The sequence below is a fragment of the Antarcticirhabdus aurantiaca genome, assembly GCF_009765365.1.
GTDB classification, from domain to species: Bacteria; Pseudomonadota; Alphaproteobacteria; order Rhizobiales; family Rhizobiaceae; genus Antarcticirhabdus; species Antarcticirhabdus aurantiaca.
Genome location: NZ_VTOM01000005.1, coordinates 167,551 through 191,943 on the forward strand (window position 1 = coordinate 167,551; position 24,393 = coordinate 191,943).

A 24,393-nucleotide genomic window follows, 5' to 3' on the forward strand; every position below is an offset into this window, starting at 1 on the left:
GAGCGGCCATGATCCAGCCGCCGGGCTTCTGGTGGGACGCGGGCGGCGGCCTGCCGGCCCGCGCGCTCGCGCCCGCCGCCGCGCTTTACGGCGCGGTCAGCGGCCGCCGCCTGCGAAGGGGCTCGCGCGTCGAGGCCGGCCTGCCGGTCCTGTGCGTCGGCAATTTCACGGTCGGAGGCGCGGGCAAGACGCCGACGGCGCTGGCGCTCGGCCGCGCCGCGATCGAGGCGGGGATCAAGGTCGGCTATCTATCGCGCGGCTACGGCCGGGACGGGACGGCACCGCTTCTCGTCGACCCGAAGCACCACGGCGCGGCGCAGGCCGGCGACGAGCCGCTTCTTCTCGCCGCTCTCGCGCCGACCGTCGTATCCGCCGACCGCGCCGCGGGCGCGGCGCTCCTGCGCGCGGCGGCCGCGCCCGACCTCCTGATCATGGACGACGGCTTCCAGAGCGCCCGGCTCGCGATCGATCTCGCGCTTCTCGTCGTCGACGGGCGGCGGGGCCTCGGCAACGGCCGGGTGCTTCCGGCCGGCCCCTTGCGCGCGCCGCTCGATCTCCAGTTCAGCCATGCCGACGCCGTGCTCGTGGTCGGCGACGGGGCGGCGGGCGAGGCGGCGGCGGCGCGTGCGGCGGCGGCCGGCCTGTCCGTCGAGCGCGCCCGGATCGCGGCCGAGGCGGCGCGCAGCTGGGCCGGGCGGCGCGTGCTGGCCTTTTGCGGCATCGCCGATCCCGAAAAATTCCGCCGGAGCCTCGCCGAGGTCGGCGCGTCGCTCGCGGGACTGCGGGCCTTTCCCGACCACCACCCCTTCACCCGCGGCCAGCTCGCCGATCTCCAGCGCGAAGCGGAGGCCGTCGGCGCGGTGCTGGCGACCACGGCCAAGGACCATGCCCGCATCCGCGGCTCTGGCGCGCGGGCCGCGGAGTTCCTGCGCGCCGTGCACGTCCTCGAGATCGAGATGCGCTTCGTCGATCGCGAGGCGCCGCGACGCCTCGTCGAGGCGGCGATGGCGCGCTTCAGCGCCCGCCGCCGGTCTCCATCGCCCGCTTGAAGGACGCCGCGGCGTCGAGATAGGCCTCCTGGCGCTCGACGCTCCAATATTTCAGGAGGTCGAGCGGGATCGCCTCGCCGGTCACGGCGCAGCGCACGAAGGCGCCGGGGCGGATCACCTCGAAATCGGGGGTGGCGTAGCGGAGCTTGGCCTCTCCGCCGGCATCCATGCGGTTCATGTCGCGGCCTTTCCATACGGCGGTCATGGCGTGTCCAAGAGCACGGACGAGCCCCATCGGCAACCTCACGCGCGCCCGAGCAGGGCGTCGACGAAGAGGCGCGTCGTGAAGAGCGGGGGCATCGGCGGGCGTAGTCGGGGCGGCGCCTCCAGCGCGCGCAGGACGGCTTCGGCGGCCGCGCCGGGATCGATCTCGGCCCAGCGCCCCATGGTCGGGGCGTAAAGGCCGGAGCGGTCGCGGATCGGCACCAGGCGGAAGGGGAGAGCGACGCTGTTCTCGTCCGTCAGGAACTCGGCCGGGCCGCTCCAGCGCGCCGCCGCCACCGGCACGCCGCGCATGATCGCTTCGGCATGGGGCAGGCCGAAGCCTTCGGCGCGCGCGAGCGAGAGAAGGAGGTCGAGCCCGTCGATGAAGCCGATCGTCTCCGCCCGCGACGCCGCGGCCTCGGCGACCGCGATCCGGTCCGGCGCCGATCGCAGAAGCTCGGCCAGCGCGCGGGCGAGCGCCGGCTCCGCGCCGGCATCCTTGATCTTCAGGCGGAACCCGACATCGTTCGAGGATGCGAGAAGGCGGCGGATCGTTTCGATCAGCGCCTCGACGTTCTTGCGGTCGCCGGAAGAAGCGACGTCGAGCACCGCGCCGACGAGGCGGCGCCCGTCCGGGCTCCGCGGCGGATCCTGCGGGACCGGGGGCAGGGGCTCGGCCAGCACGGGATGGCCGATCACCCGCACCGGCCGGCCGGTCGCCCGGGCGATGCCGTCCGCCGCGAACCGCGTCGGCGCGGTCAGGACGTGGAAGAGCCGCGCCTGACGCTGCCAGAGGGCGGGAAGCGCTTCGGTTTCGCAGACCCAGCCGGCGGCGAGGCGCTTGCCCGCGCGGATCTCGCGCGGCACGGCGGCGAGCGCGTTGGCGCCGTTCGGCGGCACGGCGTAGACGAGAAGCGTGCCCGGCCCTTCGCGTGCCGCCGGAGCCTCGAAGACGGGCTCGGTCTCCGGCTGCGACAGGCGCGCGGTGATGTCGATCGCGGCGAACGGCACGCCGGCCTCGCGCAGCGCGTGGAGCGCGAGGCGCGCCGCCTGGCCGAGACCGGTCGGGGCGCGAAGCGCGCCGACGACGGTGATGGGAGCGGGCAGGACGGCCGGGTCGAGCTCGGCGGCGGGAACGGCGGGAACGAGCCGCTCGGTCAGGCGGGCGAAAAGGTCCTGCCGGAAGCCGCGCGGCAGGCGGCGCCAGGCGCTGCGGAGAAGCCGGGTGCTCATCGCCGCGCGAACAGCTTCTCGATGTCGGCGAGCTTCAGCTCGATAAAGGTCGGCCGCCCGTGATTGCAGGTGCCCGAGCCTGGGGTGTCCTCCATCTCGCGCAGCAGCGCGTTCATCTCCTCGGGGCGCAGCCGCCGGCCGGAGCGCACCGAGCCGTGGCAGGCGACGGTGGCCGCCACCCGGTCGATGCGGGTCGAGACGACATCCCCGGCCCGCTCATCGGCGAGGGCATCGGCGACGTCGCGCACGAGCCGCGCCGCGTCGACCATTCCCAGGATCGCCGGCGTTTCGCGCACCAGGACGGCGCCCGGACCGAAGCGCTCGAGATGGAGGCCGAGCCGGGCGAGCGCGTCGCGCTCGGTCTCGACGCGCTCGGCATCCTCCGGGGCGAGGTCGACCACGTCGGGGATGAGCAGCCCCTGCGAGGGCAGCGGCCGACCGTGGATCGCCCGCTTCAGCGTCTCGTAGACGAGCCGCTCGTGGGCGGCGTGCGCGTCGACGATGACGATGCCGTCCTCGGTCTGCGAGACGATGTAGGTGTCGTGAATATGGGCCTTGGCCGCGCCGAGAGGATGGATGTCGGCCGCGGGCTCGGTCTCCGCGTCCTCCAGGGGCGGAGAGGGGATGAAGGGCGGGGGCGCCTCCTCGCCGAGACCGGCGGAGGCGAGGCCCGGCGCGGCATCCGCCCGCTCCGGCGGCCGGAAGGGCGAGGCGGCGAGCGGATCGGTGCCCCGGGCGTAAGCGGGCGCGGCGGAGCGGAAGGCCGGGGCGCCGGGCGCGAAGCCCGAGAAGCGCGGCTGGACGAAGGCGGGCTCGCGCGCCGCCGTGTCGTCGGAGGCGGGAGGAGGCGCGGTTGCGCGCATGCGGGCGAGCATGTCGCCGGCCGCCGTGCGGCTCGCCTTCAGCCCTTCGCGGGCGAGCGCTTGGCGGATCGCGCCGATCAGGAGGCCGCGGACGAGGCCGGGGTCGCGGAAGCGGACGTCGGCCTTCGCCGGGTGGACGTTGACGTCGACGAGGGCGGGGTCGAGCTCCAGGAAGAGGACGGCGACCGGGCAGCGGTCGCGGGGCATCGCGTCGCCATAGGCCGCGCGGAGCGCCGAAAGCACCATCTTGTCGCGCACCGGCCGGCCGTTGACGGTGACGAACTGGTGCAGCGCGTTGCCGCGCGAGAAGGTCGGCAGCCCCGCGAAGCCGCCGAGGCGCACGCCCTCGCGCTCCGCGTCGAGCTCGATCGAATCCGCCGCGAAGGCCTCTCCGACGATCGCGCCGATCCGCTCGATCGGCGAGGCGGCGGGAAGGATCGTCGGCGTCCTGTCCTCGCCGGCGATCTCGAAGCGGACCTGGGGCATCGCGACGGCGATGCGCTTGACCATCTCGGAGATGGCCGACCCTTCGGCGCGGTCGGTCTTCAGGAACTTCAGCCGGGCGGGCACGGCCTGGAAGAGGTCGCGCACCTCGACGGTGGTGCCCTTGGAGAGCGCGGCCGGCTTCACCGCACCGACGCGCCCGTTGGCGACGGTGATAGAGGCCGCCTCGCCCGCCCCGGCCCGGCGCGAGGTGAGCGTCAGGTGCGCCACCGAGCCGATCGAGGGCAGGGCCTCGCCGCGAAAGCCGAGCGTGCCGACGAGGGCGATGTCCTCGTCCGGCAGCTTCGAGGTGCAGTGGCGGCGGACCGCCAGCGGCAATTCGTCGGCCGGGATGCCGGAGCCGTCGTCGGACACGCGCATGAGCGTCTTGCCCCCGCCGGCGGTGACGATCTCGATGCGCGTCGCGCCCGCGTCGAGGGCGTTCTCGACCAGCTCCTTGGCGACGCTCGCCGGCCGCTCTACCACCTCGCCGGCGGCGATGCGGTCGATGGTCGTTTCGGAAAGCTGGCGGATCGGCATGGATGCTTTCGGCCTCGGGCTGTCTCGCCCCTACTTAAGGGATCCCGTCCGCCGGCTCCACCACCTCCGCCGTCACGACGAAGACCGAGCGCGCCTTGACGACGAGGCCGTGCGCCGGATCGAGCGGGCGCGGCAACAGGTCGGGGCAGTCGGATTGGAGAGCGAGGACGAGGCGCTCGCCTGGCGCGGCCGGCGGCAGGGCGATGGCGGCGTCCTTCATGCCCGCGTTGAAGGCGAGGAGAAGGCGGGCCGGCCGGCCGTCCGCACCGGGGGCGGCGAACTGGAGGACGAGGAGGCGGCGCTCCGGATCGTTCCAGTCGTCGGCTTCCATCGCCGAGCCGTCCGCGCGCAGCCAGGACACGTCGGGCACGTCGGTGCCGGGCAGTGGCCGGCCGCTCGGAAAGGCGTCGAGGCGCAGCGCCGGATGGCTGCGGCGGAGCGCCGACAGGGCCGCGACGAAGCGGATCAGAGCCTCGTCGGCCGCGTCCCAATCGAGCCAGGTCGTCGCGTTGTCCTGCGCATAGGCGTTGTTGTTGCCGTTCTGCGTGCGGCCGAACTCGTCGCCGGCCACCAACATCGGCGTGCCGCGGGAGAGGAACAGGGTCGCGAGGAGGGCGCGCAGGTCCCGCCCGCGCGCGGCGAGAATCGCGGGATCGTCCGTCGGCCCTTCGACGCCGTTGTTCCAGGAATGGTTCTCGCCGTGGCCGTCGCGGTTTCCCTCGCCGTTCGCCTCGTTGTGCTTGGTCTCGTAGGCGACGATGTCGGCGAGGCTGAAGCCGTCATGGGCGGCGACGAAGTTGACGCCGACCGACGGCGCGCGGTTGAAGCGGTCGAAAAGGTCCGGCGAGCCGCAGAGGCGGGTGGCGAGCGCTCCGACGCGGCCGCTCTCGCCGCGCCAGAAGCGCCGCACGTCGTCGCGGAAGCGGTCCTGCCATTCGAGGAAGGGCGGGCGGAACTCGCCGATGCGGTAGCCGCCGGGGCCGACGTCCCAGGGCTCGGCGACGTGGATGCGGTCCTTCAGGACGGGATCGGCGGCGATGGCCGCGAGGAGCGGCGCGTCCGGCCGAAAGCCGTGATCGTCGCGGCCGAGCACCGTGCCGAGATCGTAGCGGAAGCCGTCGATGCCGCCGACCTCGACCCAGGTGCGTAAGCATTCCAGGAACAGCGCGACGACGGGCGCACGGTCGCAGGCGAAGGTGTTCCCCGTTCCGGTGTCGTTGACGAGCGTGCCGGGCTGCCCTTCCGCGTGGCGGTAGTAGAGCGCGTTGTCGAGGCCGCGATAGGCGAGCGTCGGCCCTTCCACCGGCCCTTCGCCGGAATGGTTGAGGACGACGTCGAGAAGGACGCGGAGCCCGCGCGCGTGCAGCGCTTCCACGCTCCGGCGGATCTCCGGCCAGCCGCCGGGCGCGAGGCGCGGATCGGGCGCCATGTGGGCGATCGGGTTGTAGCCCCAGGCGTTGCAAAGACCGAGGCAAACGAGATGCGCCTCGTCGATCCAGCCGGCAAGCGGCATCAGCTCGACGCTCCCGACGCCGATCCGGACGAGGTGATCGAGAACGGCTGGCTCGGCGAGCGCCGCGACCGTGCCGCGGACTCGTTCCGGCACGCTCGCGTGGCGCATGGAAAAGGCGCGCACGCTCGTCTCGTAGGTGAGGCCGGGCGGCGCGAAGGGGAGGGGCGCGGCCGTCCGGTCGAGCTTCGCGACGACGGCGCGCGGCACGACCGCGGCGCTGTCGAGGCCGGCTTGCCGTGGGGCGGTCAGGACGGGATCGAAGCGGTAGGGACGGTCGAGCGCGACGGCGTAGGGATCGACGAGGAGCTTCGACGGATCGAAGCGGTGGCCGGCCTCGGGCGCCCAGGGACCTTCGGCGCGCAGGCCGTAGCGCGCGCCCTCGGCAAGGCCCGGCACGAAGCCGAAATGCGTGTCGCCTTGCCGCGCCAGCGGCAGGCGAGCGATCTCGCGCTCGCCGCTCCCGTCGAAGAGGCAGAGGAGGACGCGGGCCGCGTTGCCGGAATGAACGGCGAAGGACACGCCGTCCGCCGCGACGTTCGCGCCGAGCCGCGCCGGCGCGCCGCGCTCGGCGGTGATCGAGAACCCCATCGACGAGTCCGCCGCCGTCAGGTCACGACGTCCGGCTCTTCGCGGCCCGTGCGGGCCTTGATCTCGCCGATCACGTCGGCGGTACGCACGAGTTCGGCGAGCGCGTCGGCCGGGGCGTCGCCGTGGCGTGCCGGGTCCGGCTCGAAGCGCTCGATGTAGACGCGCAGCGTCGCGCCTTGCGTGCCCGTGCCCGACAGGCGGAAGACGATGCGCGAGCCGCCGGAAAAGACGATGCGCACGCCCTGGCCGGTCGAGATCGAGCCGTCCACCGGGTCCTTGTAGGAGAAGTCGTCGGCCTCCGAGACGACGAGCGTGCCGAAGCGCTGTCCGGCCATGGAGGCGAGGCGCTGGCGAAGGCTCTCCATCAGCCCGTCGGCGGCGGCCTTGTCGATCTCCTCGTAGTCGTGGCGCTGGTAGAAGGTGCGCCCGTATTCGCGCCAGTGCGCGGCCATGATCTCGGAGACGCTCTCGCGCCGGACGGCGAGGATGTTGAGCCAGAGGAGCACGGCCCAGAGCCCGTCCTTCTCGCGCACGTGGTCGGAGCCGGTGCCGGCGCTCTCCTCGCCGCAGATCGTGACCTTGCCGGCATCGAGGAGGTTGCCGAAGAACTTCCAGCCGGTCGGCGTCTCGTAGATGCCGACCTTCAGCTTCTCGGCGACGCGGTCGGCCGCACCGCTCGTCGGCATGGAGCGGGCGATGCCGGCGATGCCCTTGGCGTAGGCGGGCGCCAGATGGGCGTTGGCAGCGAGAACCGCGAGCGAATCGGACGGCGAGACGACGATCCCCCGGCCGACGATCAGGTTGCGGTCGCCGTCGCCGTCGGAGGCCGCGCCGAAGTCGGGGGCGGCCGGGCCCATCATCTCCGAGATCAGCTCGGCGGCGTAGACGGCGTTGGGATCCGGGTGGCCGCCGCCGAAATCCTCCTTCGGCTCGCCGTTGATCACGGTGCCGGCCGGCGCGCCGAGGCGCTTTTCCAGGATCTCGTGGGCGTAGGGGCCGGTGACCGCGTGCATGGCGTCGAAGCGCAGCCGGAAGCCGGAGGCGACGAGATCGCGGAGCTTGGCGAAGTCGAAGAGCTCCTCCATCAGCGCGGCGTAGTCGGAGACGGGATCGACGATCTCGACGGTGGCATCGCCGAGCCTGGTCTCGCCGAGAACGGACAGGTCCGGCGCGGCGTCCTCGACGATGCGGTATTCCGAGATCGTGCGGGTGTGGCGGAAGATCGCCTCCGTCACCTTCTCGGGCGCCGGGCCGCCGTTCGATACGTTGTACTTGATGCCGAAATCGCCGTTCGGTCCGCCGGGATTGTGGCTCGCCGAGAGGATGATGCCGCCGGATGCCCCGCGCTTGCGGATGAGGTTCGAGGCGGCGGGGGTCGAGAGGATGCCGTTTCGGCCGACGACGATGCGCCCGTAGCCGTTGGCGGCGGCCATGCGGATGGCGAGGCCGATGACCTCGCGATTGAAGAAGCGCCCGTCGCCGCCGATCACGAGGGTCGAGCCGGGCTCCACTCTCGCCGCGGCGAAGATCGACTGGATGAAGTTCGCCGCGTAGTTCGGCTGCTGGAAGTGCGGCACGCGCTTGCGCAGGCCCGAAGTGCCGGGCTTCTGGTCGTCATAGGGGCGGGTCGCGACGGTTTTCGACATCGGGCGGGTCTCTATTCGTTCAGGAGGTCGCGGTAGAGCGCGGCGTAGAGGGCGGCACTCGCCGTCCAGGACACGTCGAAGGCCATGGCGCGGGTCTGGATCGTGCGCCATTTCGCATCGTCGCGATAGGCATCGAGCAGCCGGCCCACGGCTTCGAGAAGGGCGTCGGTCGTCACCGGCCCGAAGACGAAGCCCGTCGCGACCTTGGCGCGCTGGGCGGCGAAGTTGGCGTCGATCACCGTGTCGGCGAGGCCGCCGACGTCCGACACCAGCGGCACGCAGCCGTAGCGCAGGCCGTAGAGCTGGGTGAGGCCGCAGGGCTCGAAGCGCGAGGGCACGAGGATCGCGTCGGCGCCGGCCTGGACGCGGTGGCTCATCGGCTCGTCGTAGCCGATGCGCACGCCGATCCGATCGGGATGACGGGCATGGGCGGCGAGGAACGCGCCCTCGATCAGGCGGTCGCCCGAGCCGACGACGACGAGGCGGGCGCCGAGCGACACGATCTCGTCGGCGATCTCGGCGACGAGATCGAGGCCCTTCTGCCAGGTGAGGCGCGACACGACCGCGAGGATCGGCCCGTCCTCGCGGCGAAGGCCGAACTCGCCTTCCAGCGCCCGCTTGTTGTGCCGGCGCTCGCGCACCGTGCGGGCCGTGTAGGTCTTGGCGATGACGGGATCGGTTTCCGGGCTCCAGACGCTCGTGTCGATGCCGTTGACGATGCCGACGAGCCGGTCGCCGCGGCCGCGCAGCAGGCCGTCGAGGCCCATGCCGCCCTCGGAGGTCAGGATCTCGCGCGCATAGGTCGGGCTGACGGTGGTGACCGCGTCGGCGGCGTGGAGGCCGCCCTTCAGGAAGCCGACATCGCCGTAATACTCGACCCCCTCGATCGACCAGGCGGAGTCGGGCAGGCCGAGTTGCGGAAAGACCGTGTATCGAAACGTGCCCTGGAAGGCGAGGTTGTGGACGGTGAAGACGGTGCGCGGGCGCGGCGCGTTGGAGAAGGCGAGGTAGACGGGGGTGAGGGCCGCCTGCCAGTCGTGGGCGTGGACGATGTCCGGCCGCCAGCCGCCCAGCGCCCCTTGCGCGACGAGCGCGCCGGCCTTGGAGAGCGCCGCGAAGCGCAGGGCGTTGTCGGGATAGTCGACCCCGTCCGGCCCCGAATAAGGGCCGCCGAACCGCTCGTAGAGATGCGGAGCGTCGAGAACCAGGAGGTCGATCCCGTGGCGGGTCTCGGCGAGGATGCGCGCCGGCCCGCCGAAGAAGCTCTCGTCGCTCCAGACCGTCTCGGCTCCGGGATCGATGCCCGCCATGACCACGGGATAGCCCGGCATCAGCGTTCGCACGCCGATGCCGTGGCTTTGCAGCGCGCCGGGCAGCGCGCCGGCCACGTCGGCGAGGCCGCCGGTCTTCAGGAAGGGGAAGACCTCGGAGGCGACGGACAGGACGGTGAGCGTCATCGATAGTTGAGGCGGTCGATCATCGGCTTGGTGACGAGGCAGATGCCGCTGGCGGTGCGGCGGAAGCGCTGCGCGTCCAGCTCCGGATCCTCGCCGATCACGAGGCCGTCGGGGATGTTCACCGCGCGGTCGATGATGACCTTGGACAGGCGGGCCCCCCGCCCGATCGTGCAGTGCGGCAGCACCACCGCGTGGTCGAGCTGCGAATAGGAGCGCACGCGAACGCCCGTGAAGAGGAGCGAGCGCTTCAAGGAGCCGCCGGAGATGATGCAGTCGCCGGAAACGAGCGAGGACACGGCGTAGCCGCGCCGCCCCTCGACGTCGTGGACGAACTTCGCCGGGGGCGTCGTTTCGGCATAGGTCCAGATCGGCCAGTCGCGGTCGTAGATGTCGAGCGGCGGGACGACGTCGGTGAGGTCGATATTGGCCTGCCAGTAGGCGTCGACGGTGCCGACGTCGCGCCAGTAGGCCTCGCTGTCGGGCTCGGCGGCCGAGCGCACCACCGAGCGGTTGAAGCGGTGGGCGTAGGCCGAGCCGTGGCGCACGATGTGGGGGATGATGTCCTTGCCGAAGTCGCGCGCCGAGTTCGGGTCGGCGGCGTCGCGGCGCAGCTGGTCCATCAGGAAGTTGGTCTCGAAGACGTAGATGCCCATCGAGGCGAGGCAGGTGTCGGGGCGCCCCGGAATGGTCGGCGGGTCCTTCGGCTTCTCGACGAAGTCGGTGATGCGGAAGTTCTCGTCGACGTGCATGACGCCGAAGGCGGTCGCCTCCTCCTTGGACACGTCGAGGCAGCCGACGGTGACGTCGGCCCCCGTGTCGACGTGCTGCTGGAGCATCATCTCGTAGTCCATCTTGTAGATGTGGTCGCCCGCGAGGATCACCATGTAGCGGGGCGCGTAGCCCTCGATGATCTCGATGTTCTGGTACACGGCGTCGGCCGTGCCGGCATACCACTGGTCCTCCGAGACGCGCTGGGAGGCGGGGAGGATGTCGAAGCTCTCGTTGCGCCCGGGGCGCAGGAAGTTCCAGCCGTTCTGGAGGTGGCGGATCAGCGAGTGCGCCTTGTACTGGGTCGCGACGCCGATGCGGCGGATGCCGGAATTGATGGCGTTCGACAGCGCGAAGTCGATGATGCGCGTCTTGCCGCCGAAATAGACCGCGGGCTTGGCGCGGAAGTCGGTCAGCTCCATCAGCCGCGAGCCGCGCCCGCCCGCCAGGACATAGGCCATGGTATCGCGCGAGATCGGCGCGAAGGGTCGGCGTTCGGGCATCGTGTTCCTCCAGTCGGCGCCCTGCGGCGCTCTCGTCCCCTGGCGCGGCACCACCTGTCGGCGACGAACCCAGCGCAGGGATCAAGCTAGCGTGAGGCCACCCGCGCCGCCAGCGAGGCGAGGGGGCTTTTCGCCGGAATTTTCAACGAAAGAAGCTGCGACCGGTCTCGGCCGCAGCTTCCGGTGGTCCTGAGCCGGGCGACGATCAGGCGTCGGTGCCGGTGCGCCAGATGTCGGCCGCGTATTCGCGAATCGAGCGGTCGGAGGAGAACCAGCTCATGCGCGCCGTGTTGAGGATCGCCTTGCGGTTCCATTCGGCCGGGTCGGCCCAGAGCGCGTCCGCGCGGCGCTGGGTGTCCCAGTAGCTTTGGAAGTCGGCGGCGATCATCCACCAGTCGTTGTTGTAGAGGTTGCCGACGAGGCCGTTGTAGCGGTTCGGCTCGTCGGGCGAGAAGACGCCCGAGGAGATGGCGTGCAGCGCGTCGCGCAGCAGCGGCAGGCCCTCGATCACCGAGCGCCCGCTATGGCCCTCGCGGCGGCGCTGGGCGACCTCCGAGGCGGTGAGGCCGAAGATGAAGATGTTCTCCTCGCCGATGTGGTCGCGCATCTCGACGTTGGCGCCGTCGAGCGTCCCGATGGTGAGCGCGCCGTTGAGGGCGAACTTCATGTTGCCGGTACCCGAAGCCTCGAGCCCCGCCGTCGAGATCTGCTCGGAAATGTCGGCCGCCGGCATGATGATCTCGGCGAGGCTGACATTGTAGTTCGGAATGAACACCACCTTCAGGAGGTCGCGCACCGCCGGGTCGGAATTGATCACCCGCGCCACGTCGTTGGCGAGGTGGATGATCTCCTTGGCCTGGAGGTAGGAGGGCGCCGCCTTGCCGGCGAAGACCTTGACGCGCGGCGTCCAGTTCGTGGCCGGCTGCGAGCGGATCTGGTCGTAGAGCGCGACGGCCTCGATGATGTTGAGGAACTGGCGCTTGTATTCGTGGATGCGCTTGACCTGGATGTCGAAGAGCGCGTCGGGATCGACGGAGATCGCGAGGCGTTCGGAGATGACGTCGGCGAGGCGCGCCTTGTTCTCGCGCTTCACCGCCGCGAAGCGGTCGCGGAAGCCCGCGTCCGTGGCGAAGCGCTCGACGTCCCGGATCTTGGAGATGTCGTCGAGGAAGCCCTCGCCGATGGTTTCCTTCAGGAGCGAGGTCAGGCCGGGATTGGCCTCCATCAGCCAGCGGCGCGGGGTGACGCCGTTGGTCTTGTTCTGAATGCGGTCGGGGTAGAGCTCGTGCAGGGCGTGGAACACCGTTTCCTTCATGAGGTCGGTGTGCAGCGCCGAGACGCCGTTGACGGCGTGGCTCCCGACGAAGGCGAGCTGACCCATGCGCACGCGCCGGCCGTTGTTCTCGTCGATCAGCGAGATCGCCGCGATCCGGCCGCCGTCGAAGCCCTTGCTTTCCATCGCCTGGCGGATGACGGCGGCGTTGATCGCGTAGATGATCTGCATCTGGCGCGGCAGGAGCCGCTCGAAGAGGTGGATCGGCCAGTGCTCCAGCGCTTCGGGCAGGAGCGTGTGGTTGGTGTAGGAGAAGGTCTGGCGGGTGATCTCCCAGGCCTCGTCCCATTCCATGCCGTGGACGTCGACGAGGAGGCGCATCAGCTCGGCGACCGATACCGCGGGATGGGTGTCGTTGAGCTGGATCGAGACCTTGTCGTGGAGGTTCGAAAGCGACTCGTTGGTCTCGAGGTGCCGGCGGATGATGTCCTGGAGCGAGGCGGAGGAGAAGAAGAACTCCTGGCGCAGCCGCAGCTCCTGACCGGCCTGATGCGAATCGGCGGGGTAGAGGACGCGGGTGATCGCCTCGGCCTTGTTGGACTCCACGAGCGCGCCGATGTGGTCGCCCGAGTTGAAGGCGTCGAGAAGGATCGGGTCGAGCGCCTGCGCGCTCCACAGCCGGAGCGTGTTGACGTGGGCACCGCGCCAGCCGACGATCGGCGTGTCGTAGGCGACGGCCAGCACGCGCTCGGCCGGGCGCCAGAGCTGGCGCGGCGGCTTGCCGGGCTCGCCGACGACGCTCGTCACCTTGCCGCCGAAGCCGATCTCGTAGGAGCGCTCGCGCCGCTCGAACTCCCAGGGGTTGCCGTGGAGGAGCCAGTTCTCCGGCAGCTCGACCTGCGCGCCGTCGGCGATCTCCTGGCGGAAGAAGCCGTGGACGTAGCGGATGCCGTAGCCGAAGCCGGGCACGCCGACCGAGGCCATGGATTCCATGAAGCAGGCGGCGAGGCGCCCGAGGCCGCCGTTTCCGAGGGCGGCGTCCGGCTCCAGGAGCTCGATCATGTCGAGATCGACGTTGTAGCGCTTCAGCGCCTCGGCGACCTGGGTCGTCAGGTTCAGGTTGTTGATCGCGTCGCGCAGGAGGCGGCCGATCAGGAACTCCATCGACAGGTAGGCGACCTGCTTGCCACCGCTCGCCGCCCGCGCGTCCTCGGCTTCGAGCCAGTGGTCGATGATGCGGTCCCGCACGGTCAGGGTGACGGCGCGCAGCCAGTCGTACTTGCGCGCGCGCGCCGGGCTCTTGCCGATGGAGTAGGTGAGCTTCTCGACGATCTCCTCGGCGAGCGCGTCGACGTCGTAGCTCCGACGCGAGGCGGAGGCGTCGTGGGGGAGGGGAGCGGCGGCATCCGGATCGGGACGCTGCGCGGTCATGCTGGCGCTCATGGAGTGGTCCTCATGGTCTTGATGGCCTGGAGGAGGCCGCGGGTGGACGCGTCCTTCGCGCCGTCGTCGCCCTCCCCGGCGACGAGCGGCACGAGCTGGCTCGCGAGTTCCTTGCCGAGTTCGACGCCCCATTGGTCGAAGGCGTTGATCCCGAAGAGCTGGGCCTCGACGAAGACGCGGTGCTCGTAGAGCGCGACGAGGCGCCCGAGGGTCGCGGGATCGAGGAGGCGGTAGAGGATGGTGATCGACGGCTTGTTGCCGGCGAAGGCGCGGAAGGGCGCGATGCGGGCGGCGTCCTCTTCGGAGCGCCCGGCATCGAGGAGTTGCGTCTTCGCCTCCTCGACCGTGCGGCCCTTCATCAGGGCCTCGCTCTGCGCCAGGCAGTTGGCGAGGAGGAGGTCCTGGTGCGCCTGGAGCGAAGGCTCGTGCGAGCGCGCGCCGACGATGAACTCGACGGGCACGACGTCGGTGCCCTGGTGGAGGAGCTGGAAGAAGGCGTGCTGCCCGTTGGTGCCGGGCTCGCCCCACACGACGGGGCCGGACACGGACACGGGCCGGCCCTCGGTGTCCACCGACTTGCCGTTCGATTCCATGTCGAGCTGTTGGAGATAGGCCGGCAGGCGGGCGAGGCGCTGGTCGTAGGGGATGACGGCGCGGGTGGGATAGCCGCGCACGGCCCGGTGCCACCAGCCGACGAGCCCGAGAAGAACGGGCAGGTTGGTTTCCAGCGGCGCGTCGGCGAAGTGCCGGTCCATCTCGCGCGCGCCGGCCAGCATCGCCCGGAAGTTGGCGGGGCCGACCGCGATCATGATCGGCAGGCCGATCGCCGACCAGAGCGAGTAGCGGCCGCCCACCCAGTCCCAGAAGCCGAAGGCGCGGCTTTCCTCGATGCCGAAGGCGGCGACCTTGTCGAGGGCCGTCGAGACCGCGCAGAAATGCGCGCCGACCGCGCTTTCCCCGAGCGAGCCGGCGATCCAGGCGCGGGCCGTGCCGGCATTGGTCATCGTCTCGATGGTCGTGAAGGTCTTCGACGCGACGATGAACAGCGTGCGGGCGGGGTCGAGCTCCTTCAGCGTGTCGGCGATGTGGGCGCTGTCGACGTTGGACACGTAATGGAGGCGCGGGCCGTCGTGGTAGGGCGCGAGCGCGAGCGTCGCCATGGCGGGGCCGAGGTCGGATCCGCCGATGCCGATGTTGACGACGTCGGTGAAGGGACGCCCGTCGCTCGCCGCGACGGCGCCGGTGCGCACGCCTTCGGCGAAGGCGGTCATCGCCTTGAGGACGCCCTCCACCTCGTCGCCGACCGGGCGGCCGGCGGCGTCCTTGTAGCCGTCCTCGATGCGCCCGCGCAGGGCGACGTGAAGAACGGCGCGGTTCTCGCTCTCGTTGATCGGGCGCCCCGCGAACATGGCGTCGCGGCGCGCCTCGATGCGCTTGTCGCGGGCATGGGCGATGAGGGCGGCGAGATCCTCGCTCGACACGGCGCATTTCGACAGGTCGAGCAGCATGTCGCCGAGATGGCGGCTGAAGCGCCCGAATCGGCCGGGATCGTCCTGAAGGAGAGTGCGGAGGTCGCGCGGTGCGGCGGCCGGAAACGTGGAAGTATCGGTCAAGCTTCGACGGTGCCCCTCAAGCGACCGACCAAGGCTCTGGGCACTGAGCCCGCCCCGGCGGGTCCGAACGCGGTCAAGAATGGCAGCTATATGTTAAGAGCGGAAGTCGGCAAGAACCTGCCGGTGCCGGGCGCGGATCGATTTCGCTCCTAACGGTTTCGATAAGATTGATATGATCCGAGGTGCTCAGGTTCCCATACGGGCGAGCCGGGCGATCTCGGCATCGAGCGATTCGCCGAGGCGGGCGGCCTCGGGATCGCCAGTGCTGTCGGCCGCGACGCGCCGCTTCCATTCGGCGAGGATCTCGCGCTTCTCGTCGCCGCCGAGGCGCTTGTCGCCCGACACCGCCTCGACCGTGTCGAAGACGCCGTGCTTCGGATGGTCGAACCGGGCGAACTTCAGGCTTTCGGTATCCATGACGCCACTCCCCGCTGGTGGATCGAGTCCAAGCAACGGAGAGCGGCGCGGATGGTTCATCCCGGGCTCGTCAGAACTCGCCCTCGTAGAACACGCCGACCTCGCCGCCGCCCTGCGCGTTGACCGATCCGCGCGCGGTGACGCCCGAGCCGAGCTTGAGGTCGAGCGAGACGCGGCCCGTCGAATCGACGCCGAGATAGGTGTTGTCGTTGAGGTACTGGCCGACGCCCACGGCCGTCTGGCCGTCCTCGGTGGTGCGGATGTCGAGGTCGTCGACGCCGAGCTGGGCGCGAAGGTTCTCGAGAAGTCCCGACGAGCCGCCGACGCCCGCGAGCGTCGCCGCGGCTTCCGCGAGCTGGGCGATCTGGAGCGGCGACAGGTCGGTCGTGCCCTGCCCGAAGATCAGGCGCGCCAGCACCTCGTCCTCCGGCAGGGGCGGATCGGAGGAGAAGGTGAAGCTCGGATCGTTGGCCGGGCCGGTGACGGCGATGTTCACCGTGACGTCGCCCGTGTTGGACGTCGCCAGGAGGTCCAGGGTCGGTACGAGGTTGCCGGTGAAGGTCAGGCTTCCCCGCTCGAAGTCGAGGCGGCGCGACAGGATGGCGAAGCGGCCGCGCTGCAGGTCGAAGGCGCCGACGACCTGCGGGGCGGAGACCGGCCCGGCGATCCGGATCGATCCGCCGAGCTCGACGTCGAGGCCGCGGCCGCGCACGAAGACGCGGTTGGGCGCGTTGAAGGTGAGGTCGAGGACGAGGCCGCCCGACGTCGAGCCGCCGCCGGCATCCGGCGGCTGGATCTCCTGCTGCTGGCGCAGGAGCGCGGCGGGCGCGTTGCGGTATTCCAGGTCGATGCGCGCGAGCGAGGTCGGCAGGCGCTCGGGCACGATGACGTTGATCTGCCGGGCGTTGACGGTGCCGGCGAGAACCGGCGAGCCCGTGAGATCGCCGGTGACGGTGAGGTCGGCGTCGAGGGTGATCGAGACGATCTCGCCGTCGTTGTAGCGCCCCTCGGCGACGCGGATCTGGAGATCGGCCGGGAAGCCGCCGGTGAGGCCGACCGTGCCGCCGACGGTCACGGTGCCGCCGCCGCCGAAGCTGCCGGTGAGCGTTTCGATCCGCGCCGTCTGGCCGGCGAGCGCGATGCGCGCCGAGATGTCGTTGATTGCGAGGTTGATGCCGGTGTCGACGAAGCGGGCGCCGCCGGTGGTGATCGTGCCGGTCACGTTCGGGGCCGCGGCCGTGCCGGTGACGGCGAGGTCGAGCGACACGATACCCTGCACCGAGCGTCCGCCCTCGGCGAGAACGGCGTTGGCGAGGGCGAGGGGGGCCGTGCCGTTCGCCCGCAGGTCGAAGCTCGGGCCGGCCGCGATGTTGACCGAGCCCGCCAGCGCCAGCGCGATGCCGCTGCCCGACAGGTTCGCATCCGTCGTGACGACGTCGTTCTCGAAGCGGCCCCGGGCGGTGATGCCCAAGGCGGAGACCCCCGCGGCGCGCGCCGGCGCGATGCTCGCGCCGGAGGCGGCGAGGTCGTAGTCGACGGCCGGATTCGAGGCCGTGCCGCGCACCTGGACCGTGCCGTTCAGCGTGCCCTGGGGTGAGAGGTCGGGCGCCGCCGCCGCCGCGAGGCTGAGCGGCAGGGCGGAGATCCGCACGTCGAGGGCGAGGGTCGATCCGGCCGTGCCGGAGGCCGTGATCGTGCCGCCGCCGACGCCGATCTGCGCCTGAGTGAGCGTCAGCGTCGAGCCGGCGTAGGAGCCGGCCGCCGTGCCGTTGATCGCCGGTGCGCCGGCGCTCCGCGTCTGCGCGGTGGAGATGTCCGAGACCGACACGTCGAAGCTCGCATCCGGCTGGGCAAGCGAGCCGCGGGCGCGGGCGGTGCCCGACAGCGTGCCCCGCGCACCGAGACCGTCGACGAAGCCGTTGGCGAGCCCGACCGGCAGGCGGGTGATGTCGACGTCGAGGTTCAGCGCCTGGCCGACCGAGCCGGTCGCCGTCAGCGAGCCGCCGCCGACCGCAACGTTCGCCTGGCCGAGCGTGAGGGTGCCGCCGGCATAGGTGCCGTCGAGATCGAAGGAGAGCGGTTGGACGCCGGAGGACGCGACCTGCCGGGCGGTGATCCCGCGGCCCTGGAGGGCGAAGCGCGCCTGCGGGTCGGCGAGCGCGCCGGTGGCCTCGGCTGTGCCCGACACGGTGCCCGAGGCGCCGAGGTTCGGCACGAAGCCGTTGGCGATGCCGACGGGGAGGGCGTTCAGCTGCGCCCGCACGTTCAGCTCGTCGCCCACCGTGCCCGTGAGGTCCAGCGTGCCGCCGCCGACGCGCACCGACCCTTGCGCGATCGTCGCGAGGTTGTCGGCGTAGCTGCCCTCGAGGTCGAAGGCGAGCGGCTGAAGGCCGGAGCGGGCGATCTCGGCGGTGGTGATGCCGCTGCCCGACAGGTCGAAGCGGGCCTGCGGTGCGGCGGCGGTGCCCGTCGCCTGCGCCGTGCCGGAGATCGTGCCCTCGGCGCGAAGGCCCGAAACGAAGCCGTTGGCGAGGCCGACGGGGATCTGGTCGAGCGCCACGTCGAGGTCGAGGCTCTGCCCCACCGTCCCGGTGGCGGTGAGCGAGCCGGTGCCGACGTCGACGCGCGCCGTCTCGATCGTCGCCGTGCCGCCGGCATAGGCGCCGGAGACGTCGAGCGACAGGGGCGGAATGCCGCCGGCGGCGATCGCCTCGGCCGTGATGCCGGAGCCGCTCAAGTCGAAGCGGGCTTGCGGGTCGGCGCGCGGACCGGTGGCGGTGGCGGTGCCCGACAAGGTGCCGGAGGCGTTAAGACCCTCGACGAAGCCGTTGGCGAGGCCGACCGGCAACTGGTTCAGCGCGAGGCTCAGGTCCAGGGTCTCGCCGGCCGTACCGCTCGCGGTGATCGAGCCCTCGCCGACGTTGACGACGGCCGTCTCGATCGTCGCGACGTTGTCGGCGAACCGGCCGGCGAGGCGCAGCGCGATCGGGGCGATGCCGGAGCGGCGGATCTCGGCCGTCGTGATGCCGTCGCCGGTGACGTCGAGCGCGACGACCGGCGCCTGCGTCGTGCCGCTCGCATTCGCCGTGCCCGACAGCGTGCCTTCGAGGGCCAGGCCCCCGGCGAGGTCGTTGAAGAGGCCGAGGGGCAGGGCGCGGGCCGCCACATCGAGGTCGATCGCGCCGGCACCGACCGTGCCGCTGGCGGCGAGATCGCCCGAGCCGACCGCGATGCGCGCCTCGCGGATCGTCGCGGTGTCCTCGGCGTAGGCGCCGTCGGCGACGAGGTCGAAGGGCTCGATGCCCGAGGCCGCGATGGCCGCGGTCGTCAGGCCCTCGCCCGAGAGGTCGAAGGTGGCGTTCGGCCGCTGCAGGCTTCCGCTCGCGCTGGCGGTGCCGGAGACCGTGCCGCGCGCGCCGAGGCCGTCCACGAAGCCGTTGGCGAGGCCGACGGGGAGGTCGGTGGCGGTGACCTGGACGTCGAGCGCCTCGCCGATCGTGCCGGCGAGGTCGAGGCGGCCGTTGCCGACCACGACGTTGCCGCGCTCGATCGTCGCCGAACCGCCCGCGTAGCGGCCGGAAAGGTCGAGGCTGAGCGGCGCGATGTCGGCGCTCGCGATCTCGCGTGCGGTGATGTCGCGGCCGGTGACGGTGAAGGTCGCGGCGGGCTCCGTGCGCGAGCCGGTGACCGTGGCGTTGCCGGACAGGGTGCCCGAGGCGTCGAGGCCGGAGACGAAGCCGTTGGCGAGCGCGACGGGGATCTCGGCGGCCTCGACAGTGAGGTCGAAGGTCTCGCCGGCCGTGCCGGAGGCCCGCAGCGAGCCCTCGCCGAGGTCGATCGTCGCCGACCGGAGGTCGAGCGTGCCGCCGGCATAGCGGCCGTCGGCGGCGAGGTCCGCGGTCTCGACGCCGGCCGCGCGGAGCGGGGCGGCGGAGAGGTCGCTGCCGGTGACCTCGAAGGTTGCGGTGGGGTTGCTCGCCTGGCCGGTCACAGCGGCATTGCCGGTCAGCGTGCCGGCGGGGTCGATGCCGGGCGCGAAGGGGGCCGCGACGCTGAGCGGCACGGCGTCGAGCGCGGCCGTCAGGTTCAGCTGCGCGCCGGCCGTGCCCTCGACCGAGGCCGAGCCCTCGCCGATCGACAAGCGGATCGGCGAGATCGTGGTGGTGCCGTTCGCGATCACGACGTTGCCGGCCTGGGCGAGCGCGACGGGCGCGCCCTCGACGGCCGCGGTCAGCTCGCGCAGCTCGATCGTGGTCGCGTCCGAGGCGAAGCGGGCGCGCCCGGCGAGCGTCACCGGCACGGCATTCGCTTCGGCGGTTGCGCGCAGCGCCGTGAAGTCGCCCTCGCGGGCGAGGTCCAGCGCGAGGCTGCGCACGGCGATGCCGCCGGCGTCGAGTGTCTCGGCGCGGATCGTGCCGTCGGCGAAGGGCTGGCCGAGATAGTCCTGGACGGCGAGGTCGACATCCGCCCCGGTCAGGCTGGTGCCGGCGAGGGCGATGCGCCGGGCGGTGAGGTCGACGGTCGCGAGCGGGAGATCGTCGGGCGTGGCGTCGAGCACGATGGTGCCGTTGACGTCGCCCGTGGCATCCCGGCCGGCGAGCGAGGCCAGCGGCCCGATGTCCTCGACCGCGACGGTGAGCGTGCCGGTCGGCACGGCGTTCTCGCCGATCACGATGTCGCCGGTGATCGAATTCGGGCCCTGGCGCACGGCGAGGTCGCTGAGGCGCCGCTCGCCGGAGGGCAGCGTTTCGAAGCGGGCGTTGCCGGTGAGCGGCGCGCCGTCGAGCGTGCCGGAAATGTCGACCGTGCCGGAGGGGTTCTCGGTGCCGAAGGTGCCGCGAAGGCTGGCCTGGAGATTGGAGAGCTCGCGCCCGCCGAAGGTGAGGCCGGCGGAGGAGAGTTCGAGGTCGACCGCGGGGGCGGCGACCGGGCCTTCCGCCGTCAGGCGGAACTGCGCGGCGCCCGACAGCGAGGAATCGACCGCGCCGGTCTCGGAAAGGGCGCCGGTGATCGCGGCCGACACGGTCTCGTTCGCGAGCCGGGCGTCGCCCGAAATCGACAAGCCGCCGCCGGACAAGGCGAGGTTGGCGAGGGAGAGCGTCTCGTCGAGCGTCTTCGACACGTTGCCGGACAGGGTGGTGCGGGTCCCCGCCAGCGGCACGAGCGCGGCCGACAGGGCCGAGGTGTCGAAGTTGGTCTGGAGGGCGAAGTCGAAGATCGCGAAGTTCAGCGCCGCGGTGCCCGAGGCGTTGAGCTCGGCCGTGCCGGTGGTCAGCTTCGAGGGATTGAGCTGGAGACCGTCCTCAGTCAGCGCGCCGTTGGCGATGAGGCGGATCTCGCCGTCGAGAAAGCGTTCGGACACGCCGCTCGGGGCCGAGAAGGAGCCGGCGGTGGCGGTGACGGACAAGGGGCCGGTGAGGCCTCGCAGGTTGAAGCCGGGGCTGCCGATATTGGCCGTCACCCCCTGGCCCACATAGGCGCCGAAGCCGGCGACCGGCAGGGTGCCGCGCAGCGACAGGGCGGCGTTGGACAGGGCACCCTGAAGGGTCGCTTCGAGTTCCGCGAGGCGGATCTGGGTGTCGCCGAAGGTGAGGTCGAGCGCCCGGCCCTGCGGCACGCCGACCGACAGGGTGACGTCGTTGGCAGCGCCTGCGAGGTCGACCGTGCCGCTGGCGCGGATGCTGGCGGCGTCGGAGGCGAGGGTCGCGCCGTCGATGAGGTAGGTGCCGTCCTCGCGCAGGAGCACGTCGACGTCGAGCGAGGTGCCGCCCGCGACGTAAGGGGCGAGGCTCGCCGGCACGTAGCGCTCGGCCTCGACCTGCAGCGAGGCCGCGACGCGCCGGCCGGCATCGGTGCCGGTGACGCGGGCGGTCAGCATCGCCGCCTGCTCCGCGCCGACCGTCAGCTGTCCGTTGGCGGTGAAGTCGGAGAGCGGGCCGCCGCCGGTGATCGTGAGGTTCACCGGCGGGCGGTCGGGGATCTGGAGGAGGTTGGCGACGAGGCCGCCGGCCGGCTCGCTCGCCTGGATGTCCACCGTCAAGCGGTCCTCGGCCGGCGCAAAGGCGAGGTTCAGGCGGATGTCGCCGGGCTGGTCGAGGCGCGTGACGGCGGCCGATACGGCCAGGTTCACCGGATCGTCGCCGAGCGTCAGGCTGGCCCCGGCCGAAAGGCGCGCGGCCTGTCCCGCGACGGCCTCGCCGAGCACGAATTCCTGGATGGCGATGCGGCGGATGTCGGCGGTGATGTTGGGCAGCGAGAAGCCGCCGCCCTCAGTGTCCTGGGCTTCCGGCTGGCCGGTCGGCAGGCGGTCGAGGACGATACGCGTCACCGACAGGTTCTCGACGTTGACGTTGGAGCGCACCAGCGAGAAGGGCGACCAGTCGAGCGCGAGCCCTTCCGCGGTCAGGAACACGCCCTGCGGGTCGGAGGCCGTCAGCCGCTCGATGCGCACGTTGCCCGACAGCGCGCCGGACAGACCCTCGATCTCGACCTTGAGCGTGTCGGTCGAGATCAGGTTCTCGATCTGGCTCGCGACGAAGTCCTGCGCGCGCGCCGGAGCGGGGCCGACGAGGCCCGCGGCGAGGAAGGCGAGGAGGCCGGCGACAAAGGGGAGGATGCGCGTCATCAGAAGGCCTGCCCTATGCCGGCATAGAACTGGAAGCTCGCGTCGCGCGGACCGGGATCCAGCGGAATGCCGACGTCGACGCGGATCGGCCCGAAGCCGGTGAGGTAGCGGGCGCCGAGGCCCGCGCCGAACTTCAGGTTCGAGAAGTCGGGCGTCAGGTCGTCCGAAACCGAGCCGCCGTCGATGAAGGGGACGATCTGAATGGTCTCGGTGATGCCGATGCGCGCTTCGAGCGAGCCCTCGAAGAGGGTGAGGCCGCCGGTCGGCGTGTCGGTGAAGCGCTCGACGTAGCCGGAGCCCGGCGGCACCGTGTCGGGATAATAAGGGCCGATCGACTGGAATTCGTAGCCGCGGACCGAGCCGCCGCCGCCGGCATAGAAGCGCCGGTCGTTCGGCACGTCCTGAAGGTTGGCGCCGAAGACGTTGCCGTAGGCGAGGCGCCCGGCGAGGACGAAGCGATCGGATTCGAGCGGCGAGAGGTAGGTCGAGGCGTCGAGCCGCGCCTTGACGAAGGCCCTCTGGTTCTCGAACTCGTAGGTCGGCTCGAGAAGCGCCTGGAAGCGGAAGCCTTCCGTCGGGTTCAACTCGTTGTCGCGGTTGTCGAAGGTGTAGGTCGCGGGCAGCGAGGCGAGGATGTAGGGCTCGGTGCCGAGATAGTCGGTGATCTCCTCGTATTCGCCGCGCAGGCGCACTTCGAGGCTCTGGTTCTCGTCGATCTCGTACTGGACGCCGCTGGTGGCCGCGTAGGACTCGCGGTCGTAGGCGAGGGGCTGCTCGCGCTTGACCTCGAGCGAGCCGACATAGACCGAGTCGGGTCCGAGGACGCCGGGCTTGGTGAAGACGAGCGATCCGGAAAAGTCGATGCCGGAGCGCTCGCGCGCCTCGCCGGACAGGGCCGTCGCCCCGATCCGCGACACGGCGGCGTCGAGGCGGATCGATTCCGCCCGGCCGAAGAGGTTGCGGTAGCCGACATAGCCGGAGGTGCCGGCCCCTTCCGTGTTGGAATAGGTCGCGCCGACGCCGTAGAAGCCGAACTTGCGCTCGGCGACCTCGACCTGCACGGGCAGCGTGCCGTCCGGCGCCTGAGCGGCGGCTTCCTTGACCGTGACGGAGGAGAAGACGCCGAGCTTCTGCAGCCGCTCGCGCGAGCGGTCGAGGAGCTCCGGCGAGAACACGGCTCCGCGCTCGACGCCGGCCATGTAGGCGACGAAGCCCGGATCGACGGCGCGCGTGCCCTGGACATAGGTCGTGCCGAAGGGGACGCGGGGACCGGGCGAGAGGCCGAGCGAATAATCGAGCCGGGCCGGCGGAACGTCGGCGATGACGTCGCGCTGCGTCACGGCGACGAAGGGGCGGCCGTCGTCGCGCAGGTCGCGGAAGACGTTGGATTCGGCCTGGAGGACGTCGACGGAGGCCGCCGAGCCGCCGGGCACGAGGCCGTACTGCGACGGGTCGACCGGCACGCCGCCGCTGTTCACCCGCACCGCGCCGAGCGTGAAGGTGCGGCCCGGCTGGACGCGGATCACCACCGGCACCGGCCCGCCCGCGGTGTTGAAGCTCGCGTCGGGCGGCAGGTCCGCGACGTTGCGGCCCTCGATGAAGATGTCGACCAGGCCCTCGTAGCGGGCGTTCTCGAAGAGCGCGGCGACGAGGCGGCGGCGGTCGTTGCGCGCGCGTGACAAGAGGCCGAGCGAGCCCGATACCGGCTCCTCGGCGCCCGACACGAGCGTCGAGGCGTTGTTGAGGTCCTCGGTCAGATCGTCGCCGGCGCCGGGAGCCTGAAGCGTCACGGCATAGCGGATGGGATCGATCACGAGCTCGTCCGGCTCGTCCTCGCGCTCGAAGAACTTGAAGCCGAAGAGCTCCAGGGCTCGCGCCGGTGCCGCACCGTCAGCCACGGCAAAGGCTGCCGTGAGAAGAAGAGGCGCGGCGACCCGCAACGCATTGAACCGACCGATCGAACGCAAGCGCCCCTACCCGTATCCTGCCGGATCGGGAGGCGGCCGGCCTGCGGCGCCTCACACGGTCCGGCTGATCCCCCTGACGCCCCCGCGCCGCGGCTCGCGGCATCGGCCGCGCTGCTCAAGTCAAAATGCCGGCTTCGTCCGAAATAACAACAGGCTGATGGGGACTTGACCCCAGTCCCGTGCGTCTTTCCCGGCATTCGCGATGCCG

The 24,393-nt window shown here is 71.6% G+C and carries 13 protein-coding genes; 1 reads left to right on the top strand and 12 read right to left on the bottom strand.

Translation table 11 applies throughout. The features are described from left to right. Positions 1-8: 8 nt before the first annotated feature. Positions 9-1,049, top strand: a complete 1,041-nt coding sequence (lpxK, locus tag FZN60_RS07880; RefSeq protein WP_158872867.1) for a tetraacyldisaccharide 4'-kinase — start codon at positions 9-11, stop codon at positions 1,047-1,049. On the opposite strand, the gene FZN60_RS07885 is transcribed toward lpxK, so the two are convergent. The 12 genes from FZN60_RS07885 to FZN60_RS07940 all read right to left on the bottom strand — a co-directional run bounded on the left by FZN60_RS07885 (position 1,015) and on the right by FZN60_RS07940 (position 24,116). Continuing rightward, on the bottom strand, positions 1,015-1,254 hold the full coding sequence (locus tag FZN60_RS07885; RefSeq protein ID WP_246726643.1) for a DUF2093 domain-containing protein: 240 nt from the start codon (positions 1,252-1,254) through the stop codon (positions 1,015-1,017). The genes lpxK and FZN60_RS07885 overlap by 35 nt on opposite strands. A 38-nt stretch (positions 1,255-1,292) precedes the next feature. Then, entirely contained in the window at positions 1,293-2,486 is a 1,194-nt protein-coding gene (locus tag FZN60_RS07890) for a glycosyltransferase (RefSeq protein ID WP_158872869.1), read from the bottom strand. Then, on the bottom strand, positions 2,483-4,372 hold the full coding sequence (gene mutL / locus FZN60_RS07895) for a DNA mismatch repair endonuclease MutL (RefSeq protein ID WP_158872871.1): 1,890 nt from the start codon (positions 4,370-4,372) through the stop codon (positions 2,483-2,485). Before mutL ends, FZN60_RS07890 begins: the two co-directional genes overlap by 4 nt. A 34-nt stretch (positions 4,373-4,406) precedes the next feature. Next, entirely contained in the window at positions 4,407-6,473 is a 2,067-nt protein-coding gene (gene glgX / locus FZN60_RS07900) for a glycogen debranching protein GlgX (protein ID WP_158872873.1), read from the bottom strand. Between the two features lie 17 nt (positions 6,474-6,490). Then, complete coding sequence (locus FZN60_RS07905) at positions 6,491-8,119, bottom strand: alpha-D-glucose phosphate-specific phosphoglucomutase (protein WP_158872875.1); 1,629 nt, start codon at positions 8,117-8,119, stop codon at positions 6,491-6,493. An 11-nt stretch (positions 8,120-8,130) separates the two neighbouring features. After that, positions 8,131-9,576, bottom strand: a complete 1,446-nt coding sequence (glgA, locus tag FZN60_RS07910) for a glycogen synthase GlgA (RefSeq protein ID WP_158872877.1) — start codon at positions 9,574-9,576, stop codon at positions 8,131-8,133. Next, positions 9,573-10,847: a glucose-1-phosphate adenylyltransferase gene (glgC, locus tag FZN60_RS07915; RefSeq protein ID WP_158872879.1), complete on the bottom strand. Its 1,275-nt coding sequence runs from the start codon at positions 10,845-10,847 to the stop codon at positions 9,573-9,575. The genes glgA and glgC overlap by 4 nt, the downstream gene beginning before the upstream one ends. A 205-nt stretch (positions 10,848-11,052) precedes the next feature. Further along, on the bottom strand, positions 11,053-13,563 hold the full coding sequence (locus tag FZN60_RS07920) for a glycogen/starch/alpha-glucan phosphorylase (RefSeq protein WP_246726644.1): 2,511 nt from the start codon (positions 13,561-13,563) through the stop codon (positions 11,053-11,055). Beyond that, positions 13,560-15,176 carry a glucose-6-phosphate isomerase gene (pgi, locus tag FZN60_RS07925; RefSeq protein ID WP_158872881.1) on the bottom strand — a complete coding sequence of 539 codons (1,617 nt, stop codon included), beginning with the start codon at positions 15,174-15,176 and terminating at the stop codon, positions 13,560-13,562. Before pgi ends, FZN60_RS07920 begins: the two co-directional genes overlap by 4 nt. Positions 15,177-15,362: 186 nt before the next feature. Continuing rightward, on the bottom strand, positions 15,363-15,593 hold the full coding sequence (locus FZN60_RS07930) for a hypothetical protein (RefSeq protein WP_158872883.1): 231 nt from the start codon (positions 15,591-15,593) through the stop codon (positions 15,363-15,365). 70 nt (positions 15,594-15,663) lie between these two features. Beyond that, positions 15,664-22,218, bottom strand: coding sequence for a translocation/assembly module TamB domain-containing protein (locus FZN60_RS07935; protein ID WP_158872885.1), 6,555 nt, complete (start codon positions 22,216-22,218; stop codon positions 15,664-15,666). Then, the gene (locus FZN60_RS07940; protein ID WP_158872887.1) at positions 22,218-24,116 is read right to left on the bottom strand and encodes an autotransporter assembly complex protein TamA; all 1,899 of its coding nucleotides are present in this window, start codon (positions 24,114-24,116) and stop codon (positions 22,218-22,220) included. The genes FZN60_RS07935 and FZN60_RS07940 overlap by 1 nt, the downstream gene beginning before the upstream one ends. Between the last annotated feature and the right edge of the window lie 277 nt (positions 24,117-24,393).